The 11,806-nt window shown below is 39.3% G+C and carries 6 protein-coding genes; 5 read left to right on the top strand and 1 reads right to left on the bottom strand.

Going from position 1 to position 11,806, the window contains the following annotated elements; translation table 11 throughout:
• Positions 1 to 6 precede the first annotated feature (6 nt).
• Positions 7 to 1,119, top strand: a complete 1,113-nt coding sequence (menC, locus tag ACYSNU_RS09045; RefSeq protein ID WP_461736882.1) for an o-succinylbenzoate synthase — start codon at positions 7 to 9, stop codon at positions 1,117 to 1,119.
• A gap of 76 nt (positions 1,120 to 1,195) precedes the next feature.
• Here the strand turns inward: menC and ACYSNU_RS09040 are convergent, their stop codons facing one another.
• A complete protein-coding gene (locus tag ACYSNU_RS09040) occupies positions 1,196 to 2,740 on the bottom strand; it encodes an AMP-binding protein (protein ID WP_461736881.1) in 1,545 nt (514 codons plus the stop codon).
• Positions 2,741 to 2,894: 154 nt separating this feature from the next.
• Between ACYSNU_RS09040 and ACYSNU_RS09035 the strand changes: the two genes are divergently transcribed.
• The 4 genes from ACYSNU_RS09035 (at position 2,895) to ACYSNU_RS09020 (ending at position 11,801) form a co-directional block, all read left to right on the top strand.
• Positions 2,895 to 3,773, top strand: coding sequence for a PucR family transcriptional regulator (locus tag ACYSNU_RS09035; RefSeq protein WP_461736880.1), 879 nt, complete (start codon positions 2,895 to 2,897; stop codon positions 3,771 to 3,773).
• 186 nt (positions 3,774 to 3,959) lie between these two features.
• Positions 3,960 to 5,069, top strand: a complete 1,110-nt coding sequence (locus ACYSNU_RS09030; protein WP_265459121.1) for an ABC transporter ATP-binding protein — start codon at positions 3,960 to 3,962, stop codon at positions 5,067 to 5,069.
• A gap of 994 nt (positions 5,070 to 6,063) precedes the next feature.
• Positions 6,064 to 10,563, top strand: coding sequence for a SpaA isopeptide-forming pilin-related protein (locus tag ACYSNU_RS09025; protein ID WP_461736878.1), 4,500 nt, complete (start codon positions 6,064 to 6,066; stop codon positions 10,561 to 10,563).
• On the top strand, positions 10,560 to 11,801 hold the full coding sequence (locus ACYSNU_RS09020) for a pilin N-terminal domain-containing protein (protein WP_461736877.1): 1,242 nt from the start codon (positions 10,560 to 10,562) through the stop codon (positions 11,799 to 11,801). Before ACYSNU_RS09025 ends, ACYSNU_RS09020 begins: the two co-directional genes overlap by 4 nt.
• The last annotated feature ends 5 nt before the right edge of the window (positions 11,802 to 11,806 follow it).

Below are 11,806 nucleotides of genomic sequence, written 5' to 3'. Positions count from 1 at the left end.
AAGCAGATGAAAATCAAAAAAATTGAGGCTTATCAAGTTCGTCTCCCTTTGAAACAACCCTTCAAAACCAGTTACGGGCTTTTGCGGGAGAAGGCCTTTGATATTTTTATCGCTACAAATGAACAGGGCCAGCAGGGGATTGGCGAACTGGTTTCCTTTGAAAATCCAGATTATGTTGAAGAAACACTGATGAATTCTCGGCAAATTATTAAAAATAATTTGCTTCCTTTATTAGTTCAGCAAGAAATTTTTGAACCACAGACGATCACTGACATTTTTAAAGTAGTCCAAGGGAATTATATGGCCAAGTCGACTTTAGAAACCGCCTATTGGGATTTATACGCCAAAGAAAATCAACGGAATCTCAGTTTTTATTTACACGGCAGCCGCCCAATGCTGCCTGTCGGTGTCAGTGTCGGCATGCAGCCATCGACCGAGCAATTGTTGGCGGTAGTTGCTGATTATGTGGAAGCGGGTTATCAGCGGGTGAAATTAAAAATTCAGCCGGGCTATGATTATCAGCCATTAGCTGCTCTTCGGCAAAAATTTCCTGAATTAACTTTGATGGCGGATGCTAATTCAGCCTATACGCTTCAGGACTTAGATCAATTAAAACAATTAGACGAGCTGAATCTGGCTATGCTAGAGCAGCCCTTTAATCAAAGGGATTTTACTGAGCACGCTATTTTGCAAAAAGAAATCCAAACGGCAATCTGCTTAGATGAAAATATTCGCAGCGTGACAGATGTCAAAACTGCTGTGGGCCTTAACAGCTGTCGAGCAATTAATTTAAAAATTCCACGGGTGGGAGGTCTGCAAGAAGCCTTAAAAATTTACGAATTTTGCCTCAAGGAAGATGTCCTTATTTGGCTGGGGGGCATGTTTGAATCTGGAATTGGCCGCAGTTTAAATCTGCAATTTGCCAGTCAAGTAGGCTTTAATTTTCCTGGCGACATCTCAGCTTCTGACCGTTATTTTGCTGAAGACATTGTCAAAGAACCAGCGAAAATGATTGCTGGCAGCCTCTCAGTTCCAAAGGGTGTCGGACTTGGAGTTGAATTGGATTGGGACCATTTGAAAAAATGGTCAACAGGCTATCAACTTTATTATAAAGCATAAAAAACTGCCGGCCATCTAGTCGACGATGCTCAATTTTTATTGGGCAAAGAACGACTAGATGGCCGGCAGTTTATTTTTATTTGTTTTTGTAATCTTTTTCAATTTGCAGGCGTTGAACTTTCATGGTTGCCGTACGGGGAATAGCATCGTAGTCCCAAATTTCTGGAGAATTCAGGTGAGGCAGGTCAGCAACTTTTTGCCACCAAGCATCCCAATTCATTTCTCTATTCGGTGCTAAGGCCAAGATGGGTTGCGGCATGTCCTCTTTGTCCCGAACAATTACGACTTCTGCTAAAAAGTCCAAAGTATCCAGTAAATAATCTTCAAGGGCCAAATTGCTATTGATATTTTCAATCAAATCGACTTGGCGATCCTTTAAGAATAAATGGCCTTCATCATTAATCATGCCCCAATCACCAGTATCCCACCACGGACCATAAACATTTTCTTCAAAGCGAGCATCTTCTTTATAATAAGTTAACGCTCGGCCCTTAGAAAGAAAATGAATGTGACCATCAACATTCTTGCCTAAAACATTGCCTTCAGGGTCGGCAATGCGGGCTTGAGTCAGCCCTTCTAGACCAATGCCCATGTCTCTAGCATCATTTGTTTTCAAACTTTCTAGAGTGTGGGCCTTATAAATCATCGGACCACATTCACTTTGCCCGTAAATTTGTAAAAAGACGGGGCTTTCCTGCTGGGAGGCCTTCAAAAAAGTCGCCATCGTTTTATTATTAATTGCATCAAAGGTTGAATGCAAATAGCGGATGCTGGCAAAGGCTTCTGGGTGTTCTTCGGCGACAAAAGCCCATTGTACAAAATTATTTGGATGCGTTTCAAGAGCAATCGGTGGATATTGTTGCAGCATTTTCACAACATGGCTGCCAGAAGCGTTCGCCAATGGCATCATCGGAAAGCCCATCGCCATTAAAGAAGAAATACCGATATTAAACCGAGAATGAACGGGTGAAATATGAAAAGCAATCAATTCCTTGGCGGGTAATTTTGTAAAGACCGTCCGCTGATAAAGCGTGCGCCAACCCATTGAATGATAAGAATGGCAGATTAACTTAGGAATGCCAGTGGTGCCTGAGGTATGGGTCATATAGGCAATCTCATCATTGTCGAGCTCAACTTGTGGAACCGGCGTAGCTGCCTGCAAGACTAAATCCCGCACGGCAATTTGTTTTTTTGAACTGCTGTTTTTAATTTCCTTCACGCGACCTTCAGTGACTTCATCAAATACAATGAAAGGATTGTCTAAGCGTTCAACGAAAACTTCCATCGTAGCTGTTGGAAAATGGTAAGAAATCATCACCGGCACAGCACCTAAAAAAGAAGCTGCCACAGCTAAAAGATAGGTATCAAATTTGGGACTCTTAAAGATAATCACTTTATCGCCGGCACTGACTCCTAAGGCCGCCAACTGATAGGCCCGCTGTAAAATGGCATCGTGACTCTTTTGATAATTACTTTCATAACCTAATTCTGGAAAAGCCGGTAAAATTTCATCGTGATAAATGGCTACATCAGGCGTTGCTTGTGCGGCATCGCGATAATTTGAATAAAGATTTAAAGGCTGATAAACTAATGCTTCCAAAATAAAATACACTTCCTTCATCAAGATAAGTTACTTGGATATAATAACACATTTTTAAAAATATAGATGAACTTTTCACAAAGAAAAAAAGATATTTTCTCAGCTTTTTAAAAAAATTAAAGATTGGCAATTAGGCCGTTTTTAGTTATGATAAAGAGGTAATGGAGGTCAAAACATGACACAGACGGATTTGAAAGCAATCTTTCCCACAGCACAACTCATTGATTTTCCACCACAGGATTTGAGCTTTATTGGAGTACCTTATCAAGAGCAATATCTTTGGCTAAAACGCAGTGAGCTGAGTGAACGAGAATTGCTTTTATTAGAGGCATTCCTACCGCAAAATCAATTGGCTACTAGACGGACTCCTCATCGATGGTACGGTATTTTATTTGAAGGCAGCCCTTTGGTGCAAAAGGATCAGCAGTATCGGATTTTACAAATTCGCGTGGCCTATCTAGAGGAACTGAATGATTATCAAAAATTGTGGCAGGATAGTTTAAAGGAATTTTTCCCGAAGCTTGTCGATGGTTTTTTTATAACAGACCAAGAGTTTATCTTAGTCGAAGAAAAAACAAAAAACAGTTTTACAATGGATGAGATTGAAGGAGTTTTCACAACTTTAGATGATGATTTTTCGTTGGAGTCAACGGTTTTTGTCGGTGAATTTTATCAAGATCAAGAGGACATACCCGGGCTTTTTAACGAAGAACGGCAAATGTTTTTAGAAGAGGTCCAGACAAAACACGATCAGCGCATTTTTCATTTTGCTGATGTTGCCTTGCATTACTACACTAAAGATAAGCTGGCAGTCAGTAAGCTTGCCAATTATTTTTCGAAGCAGATGCTGCTAGCCGACGATTCATTTACCCAATTAGTTGAGATGATGTGGCGTTTTTCTGGCAATATTTCCTCTGTCGCAAAAGAAATGTTCACCCACCGTAATACGATTAACTATCGGGTGGAAAAGATTGCTGAGCAAAGTGGCATTAATTTAAAGAAGCCGGATGACTTGGCTTTTATGTATTTACTAACTTTAAAAAATCAAAAATAGCTAAGAAAACTTCCCGTAAAAGCGCTTTTATGTAAAGTGCACAAAAAAAGGGGAGTTTTTTTTGTGCACCTTCACATAGAATTGAAAGCGATTTTATCATAAACTAAATTCATCAAGAAGAAAGCTAATAAAACAACAAAAAGTTTTCTTTAAAAAATGCACTGCTATAGAAAAGGATGAAGTGAAATGGTCGATATTAATTTAAAACACGTCTACAAGAAATATGATAATGCTGAAAATTATTCAGTAACTGATTTTAATTTAGATATTAAGGATAAAGAATTTATCGTTTTCGTAGGGCCTTCCGGTTGTGGTAAATCAACAACTTTACGGATGATTGCCGGCCTTGAAGATATTACAGAAGGCGACTTGGTGATTGATGGTACGGTCATGAATGATGTAGCACCAAAAGATCGCGACATCGCAATGGTGTTCCAGAACTATGCCTTGTATCCTCATATGACTGTTTATGATAACATGGCTTTTGGTTTAAAATTACGTAAATATGACAAAGCCGACATTAAAAAGCGGGTTGAAAATGCCGCTGAAATTTTAGGCTTAACCGAATATTTGCAACGGAAACCAGCAGCTTTATCTGGTGGACAACGTCAACGGGTTGCGTTGGGACGGGCCATCGTACGGGATGCAAAAGTTTTCTTAATGGATGAGCCTTTATCAAACTTGGATGCCAAATTGCGGGTTGCAATGCGGGCTGAAATTGCTAAATTGCATCAATCAATCGGTACAACTTCAATTTATGTAACCCATGACCAAACAGAAGCGATGACGATGGCTGACCGGATTGTTATTATGAACGCTGGTTTCATTCAACAAATTGGTTCACCGTCAGAATTATATGATGAGCCAGTTAATGTATTCGTTGCCGGCTTTATCGGATCGCCTGCGATGAACTTCTTCAATGTTCAAATTAAAGACGGCTATGCTGTTGATAAAAACGGCCAGTTCTCTCTGAAAATTCCAGAAGGTCGCTATGCAGTCTTGAAGGATATGGGCTACGAAGGCAAAGATATGACCTTTGGTATCCGTCCAGAAGATGTTCACACAGAACAAATTATTTTAGATTCTAACCCTGAAGCAAAAGTAAGAGCAGAAGTTGTCGTATCTGAATTACTTGGTGCTGAAAGTATGCTTTATGTTAAAGTTGGCGCTCATGAATTTATTTCAAAAGTTGACGCTCGTGACTTCCACCGTCCTGGTGAAGTTGTTGAGATGGCCTTCGATATGAATAAGAGCCATTACTTTGACAAAGAAACTGAACAACGCATCACCTTTTAAACTTGTTTCTTCTTCGTTTTACCTCTAAATAACAAACCGAAAAAGAGTCTTTCCTTTGGGAGAGACTCTTTTTCGGTTTGTTAAAACTTTCAGTTAAAAAACTTGTCTGTCAGTCGTCCCCTAATCTTCAACAGGTCGTTAAAAATTGATCTCTTTTCCCTAAGTCCCTCGTAAAAAAATCGCTATGTTGCCTTCACTTTTTTAAGTTTCTTTTTAAGGTAGCAAAATGCTGATGACACTTAATCAAATGACAAGTTCTTTTTTTATAACCTGCCTTATTTTATAAAAATATTTATATTTTTCCAAAATAAATCAATGGAGTTAATTTCACTTATAAAATTATTATATGTTATTTTATATTTTTTGGGTTTAATCAAAATTTAATTTAAAATTTGGATTTTCACTTTGATTTTTCATTTTAAAGGATTTTTCCGAGAAAAAATTAAGGGGATATTTTGTGAAATGTTTAATTATAATAGCCAAAATCATCACTAGTTAAAGCATTTCCTTCTTTTTTTGTCTTGATAAAAATACGAACATTTTTTTATTTTGTCTACGTCAGGAAAATAAATTGATTGTTTTTGATGAAAAATGTTGATTATTATGAATCGCTGGCTTATAATGATTTTATAAAAAATAACTTAAGAATTACGTATAAAATATCCTGATTAACGTTATAAATGTCTAAAAGAGATATTTTTATGCAAAAATTACAAATTAATAAATAAAATTTATTAAGAATGTTTTCTAATTTGTATTTTTTACAAAGAGACTTTTCTGATTGAATCATTTTTAAAATTAAATAAAATGAAGAAAAATGAAAATAAATGATTTTTGTGAAGCTGTTTTTGCGTATTGTATATCAGTGAGCAAATTAAATGTAGCGAATTATTTTTAATTATAACTTAATTTGTGTTTATTTTTTAAAGTTTTGTTTTTTTTATAGTATGGAAAATTGTCTGGGGAGACGTTTTAGAAACAAAGGGGTGAGGGAATGAAAAAACGGATAACGGCTTTTCTTTTGATTTTAGGTGTCTTGCTACCTTATAGCCAAGGGCTTGCTTCAGTAGTTACTTATGAGAGTATGGTTGCCGAAAAAGAGCTGACAATTCAAGCAGATTCGTCAGAGAAACAAATAGTTTTGGATGAGGATTATGCGACTGTGACGGCTTCTTTTATTGAGACAAAGACTAGCTATCAATGGACAGTCGAGTTTGAAAAAAAGGCTTCAAAAACTGCAAGTCGTCTGCGGCTAGCAATTGATAATGATGCTTTAGCAGACAGCGGCTTTGGCACAGTATCAGATATTCGCGGTGAAGGGCTGATGACAAGTCAAGCTGATCAAGAGCAGTTGGCAACAATCAAAGCAGCCAATGATGAAAAAGATTTGGATTGGTACTATGGTGAGGGGTATTCAACGAGAAGCAAAAAAGGTAAATTGTTTTTCACCTTAAGTAAGACGGTGGCAGAAGGTGAATTACCTTTAGTGATAGCAGTTGATCAAGAAGCTAGCCAGTCTGAAAAGGAAACTAAAACGGTAAACACAGCCACAACTGAGACAACTTCTGAAGCAAAAACAGCTGAAGACGAGGTCGAAAGTCAAGCTGAGGCCAATACAGAATCTAGCAGTAATCAAAACATTCTGCTAGATTTACAACAAAATTTAATTGCACCAATCAACTTGGCCCCATTTTCTGAAAGTGACCCTTTTCCATATCACTATGCCGAAGGACAAAGCAATACGCAACGACGCTATCCCTTAATTACGACGAATAATTATGATACAGCCAATGATTTTAGCAGCGATGGATTATACTCGGGTATTCAAGGGGAGCTGTACAACATTACCGGAGAAATTGTCAACGATGCAGATAGCATCACTGATAATGTGATTGTCGCCGGCGGAGCGAATTGGCGCAACTATGATTACACAGCTAGCCAAGAAGCTGGCTCAGCTAATGATTTTGCCAACAATATTCAATTGTGGGGTAGTGAGCAGACCTTTTCTAACAGCTATTTAGATTACGGTGGAGCTTACATGAAAAAATGGGTAGAACCGATTACTGAACATGTCGCTGGTGATCAAGACGATACTACTATTTACAATGTTTATATTGATATTATTGGCGGTACCATCAAGGAGCAGCTGCCAATTGATGTTGTTTTTGTGTTAGACCGTTCTTCTAGTATGGCGACCACGATTAACGGCGTGAGAAAAGATACCGCCATGACAACGGCTCTCACTTCTACAATCACAAAACTTTTTAACACAGCGGGTTTAGATATTCGCGTGGGGTTAGTCGACTTTGGCAGTGAAGGAGTCGACAGGGTCAAGTCATCAGAGCTTGCTTTAACTAGTAATGGCGAAACTGTTTTGAAGTCTCCTGTTTTAACAAATCAAGCCTATGACAATTCAGGAACACCTTTATCACTAGGAATAAATAAAGGCTATGAAGTTTTGTATCGGGATAATGGCGCAGCTGGTCGAAATCCTGAAAAAGTTTTGATAGTCGTCGGCGATGGAACACCAACTTTTTCTTACAGCGGGTTTCGAACAAATACCAGTAGTTCAGCTAGTTTTGATAAATGGACTGTAGCTGCGCAAGCGGTAAACTATTGGACCAATGATACTGGTAACAGTTTCATCAGAAATTATGAAACCCAAGCTAATAATAGCTTAACCTCAAGTTTTGCAGCAAATGAACTTTATCCAACAGAGTTTGCTACCTCAGAAAGACCTAGAAATACCAATCGTCGGTATTATCGCTATGGCGAAGAAACAAATACTACGGTCTCCGGCTACTGGTACGGAAGCGGTAATGCCACTACTAATTCCTATAATAAAGCAAATGCCATCCAGACCATCGCCTACCACCATTGGAAAAGAGATAAAATGGCTGATGAGTATGGGATTACCCCGAGGGTTTACAGTATTGGCGTCGGCTTGAATGGCAATCAATCAGGGGACAGCGGCGTGCAGGATGCTCTCGGGCGCAATGTTTTGAAAAACATTGCTGATTTAAAACCTGAATCTGAAGTCACCAATGCTAAGGAGGATTCCTATTATTATGGGGCTGATTCCCAAGAAGAGTTAGTCAACGCACTGACGCAAATTGTTTCAAAATTTGAAACGACGATCACCAACGCATCTTTATATGATGCCACTGGTCTGAATGTTTCTTTATACAATCCCGGTAATGCTTCTGAAATAACCTATTGGCATCTCGATGAGAATGATAATGCTAGCGAAACGACAAAATACCAGGAACCTATCGAATGGGATGAAAGTCAGCACGGCATTCAGCCAGATGTCGTTGCCCATCCGACTTCTTATGAACCGGAAGGCTCGATTGAAAAAAATCATGCCTATCGTTTTGATGGCATTTCTCTAGGGGAAGGCGATATGGTGCGAATCAGGTACCAAGCTAAGCTTGATGCCAGTGCCCAAAACGGGAATTTTTATACGGTCAACGATGAAGCTTATCTGGTGAATGAAAAAGATTATCAAAATGAAGAAACGCAAAAGACCAACCGGATGTATATTCCTGCTCCATCCATTCGTTTTATTGGTAAAGAGCGGAATTTACACCTTACAAAAACTGATGAACACGGCAATGGTATTTCCGGAATCACTTTAGGTCTTTATGAGAAAAGTGAGAGCGGCGAGTATGAATTAATAGAATATATGCTGACAGACACTGACGGTTTGGCCAGCTCGAAAAAACAATTCAGCTCAGAGGACAATCAAACTTATCCGACTTATTATGTGAAGGAAATTTCTGGTCCAGCTTATTATCAATTAATGACTGACTATTTAGCCTTTACCATACGCAAGGAACTGGCGAGCGAAGGTGAAGTGCTGAATCATTATGAGCTAGTTGAGCCCACCTCTGGAGAATATGGCATCGATGAAAATTCAGAAAATGTCTGGAAAGGCTATTACCAAGGTGAAAATCATACCTTTACAATTGTTCAAACCTTGACGGATCCCGCTGAAGGCGGCTATCAAGATTTTGATCAACTGTATGTCAATTTGGATTTAGTCAATCAAATGAAACCGATTCAAATTGAAATTAATAAAGTGATCGAAGGAACTAATACAGGTTTGCCTGGTGCCGATTTTGAGCTATTACAGGAAAATACAGAAACCGGCGAATACGAGATAATCGGCCAGGGGATTTCAGATGACTTGGGCAAAGTGACCTTTTCAAATAAGGGACAGCCAGTTTATCTTAAGGAAGCCCTGAATGAAAAATATACGAACTTCAGAATTGTAGAAACTAAAGCACCCGATGGTTATGCCCAACCAGAGGCGGAGGATTATTGGAATGTCCGCTTGAATTATCAGGACAAGCAAATTGAATACCAACAAAATGGTGCCGGTGAAGACGAGTGGGAAAGATCAAAATACGCAGATTTGCTTAATGAAGACGAGTCATTGATTCAACTTAATTTTGACATCTCCAATCAAATGACCAATCGGGATTTTAAAATTCGTAAAGTTGATCAAAATGGCGTAGCGATTATGGGAGTCGGTTTTGAGCTGGTACGCAACGACGATGTTAATCAAGAATATTTCAAAGCTTATAGCGGAGTTGACGGCATTGATGCTAGTAGCGACTTAATGCTCAATGAAACAGGAACAGGAATTTTCTATGCAAAAAATCGCGAAACCAGCGAAAAATATCGAGATTTAAATTTTGATAGAAGACTTCAATTAATGCCTGGAACTTACACAGTCACAGAAGTTGATGGTCTCTTGGGCTATACGGTAGCTGAAACCGAATTTGAATTTACCTTAAATGCAGACGGCACGTTTACCTTTGACGGAAATGCGACGCTTGAGACTGAGGGGTATCAGTATGAATTAGCGACAGTCGAGGAGGAAAAAATCTTAACCCTCTCTGTCAAAAATGAGCTTCAGCTAGCTCTTGAATTTCAAAAAATTGATAGTCACACCCAGCGACCTTTGGAGGGAGCGACCTTTGAATATGTCAAACTGTCAGACGATAATGAAGAGTTGAGTTATCCGGCTCGTTTAACTAATCCGCCAGAAAATTCAGCCCTGCATCAATTGGAGCCGCTGGAGCTTGGCAAATACAAAATTTACGAAGTGGCGACACCAGAAGGCTATCGCAGTGTTCCCGGCTCTATTGTTTTAGAAGTGAGTCGACAGGAAAGTAATAAAATAATTGACGGTGAACTGATTGAAAAAGGTCAAATTATTGGCAAGCTAACCTATTTTGATGACGCTGGTCTGGAAGTTGAAAATAGCCAGCAACTTGTTAATTTAACTGAGGTTACTGATGAAGAGGGTAATCTAACCAAACTCCTTGTTAGCTTTGATGTGGAAAATGATCCAACATTCCCGCTACCGGCAACTGGTGGAAGCGGCAGGACACTATTTACCTTAATAGCTGCTGGTTTGTTTGGCACGATGCTGCTGATAGGACTGTATTATGTGTATCGGAACCAAAGGAGGAGACGCTCATGAAAAAAATTCTTCGCTTTCTTTTGGTTCTGCTGTTGAGTTTGACTGTCCTTGGTATCAAAGAAGTCGCAGCTCAGGCAACCACAAGTTACGATCAAGTGGAACTGATTTTGCATAAGTATATTGCTAGAGACATTGTTTCTGACGAAATTGCCGATTATCAAAATGACGGACTGCCGATTAGTGAAGAAGCTTGGGAAACGGTTGATGTGGTGACTAAAGCCACCCCTTTAAACGGAGCTAATTTTTTAGTCTACGACTTAACCGATTATTATTATCGGGATGTTGATTCCGGAGCTGATTTTGTCGAAAAAATCAGCGGCTTCAATCACAATCAAATTCAAGAGTTGATTGAAACTGAAAATCTGCAGCAGGTTACCGGTAGTCCGGTGACGACCGTTAATGATGATGAATATGGTCGAGGCACTGGTAGAATCTTTTTACCTAGAAAAAGTGGTGATTTAGATTGTGTGTACCTCGTAGTCGAAACAAAAGTGGATGCAAGTGTGGGCTTTAATGTTGACATCGAAGCTAGGGCAATTCCGATTGCGGTTGTTTTGCCAATTATGGATCCCCGTGATCCGTTAACCGAGCTTCAGGAGATTCACATTTATCCTAAAAATGTCGGCTATGTGCGGGATCCTTACTTTTTTAAATTAGGACGGACTGCTGGCAGTGACGTCTTAACTCCGCTAGAGGGAGTTACTTTTGCGCTGTATCAACTGGTGGATGGCAACAAGCTTTATCTCCAGCAAAGCGAGGTCCATGATTTGCATAATCAATGGCTTGCTTCAAGTAATCCGTTGACGGATTCTGAAGTGACAAAATTTATCTCAGATGAAGACGGGGTAGTGACAACTAACGAACGTTATCTGCCTTCAGGTACTTATTATTTTGAAGAATTGACGACGGCTGCTGGTTACGAGATAGCGCCTGCTGATAAAGAAATAGAAGTCGTCATCCCTGAAAGTTGGCAGGATGAGGAAGGCAATCCCTTATTTGTCACTGTCAATGGTTATTCAATGGATGAATTGGCTTCGGGAAAAGTTCCCGAGAGTGCCTATCAAAAACAAGAGCCACGAGTCTATAACGAAAAAACAGTGACTCCACCAACAGATGATGGCGATAAGCTGCCAGATACTGGGGCGGTTAAATCACTAATAAGTATTTTAGGGATAATCTTACTTGGTGTTGCTTGGTTTTTGAAGAAAAGAACAACTGGTATCAGAGATTCAAAATAAAATAG

The organism is Enterococcus sp. LJL120 (assembly GCF_054871765.1).
Note: the sequence above shows the minus strand (reverse complement) of the source record. Positions and strands in the feature narration are given on the sequence as shown.

What these genes read in the sequence shown, in the direction of transcription:
- ACYSNU_RS09035 (WP_461736880.1), top strand. Translation starts at nt 2,895, where the DNA reads ATGACACAGACGGATTTGAAAGCAATCTTTCCCACAGCACAACTCATT.
- ACYSNU_RS09020 (WP_461736877.1), top strand. Translation starts at nt 10,560, where the DNA reads ATGAAAAAAATTCTTCGCTTTCTTTTGGTTCTGCTGTTGAGTTTGACT.
- ACYSNU_RS09040 (WP_461736881.1), bottom strand. Translation starts at nt 2,740, where the DNA reads ATGAAGGAAGTGTATTTTATTTTGGAAGCATTAGTTTATCAGCCTTTA.
- ACYSNU_RS09030 (WP_265459121.1), top strand. Translation starts at nt 3,960, where the DNA reads ATGGTCGATATTAATTTAAAACACGTCTACAAGAAATATGATAATGCT.
- menC (WP_461736882.1), top strand. Translation starts at nt 7, where the DNA reads ATGAAAATCAAAAAAATTGAGGCTTATCAAGTTCGTCTCCCTTTGAAA.
- ACYSNU_RS09025 (WP_461736878.1), top strand. Translation starts at nt 6,064, where the DNA reads ATGAAAAAACGGATAACGGCTTTTCTTTTGATTTTAGGTGTCTTGCTA.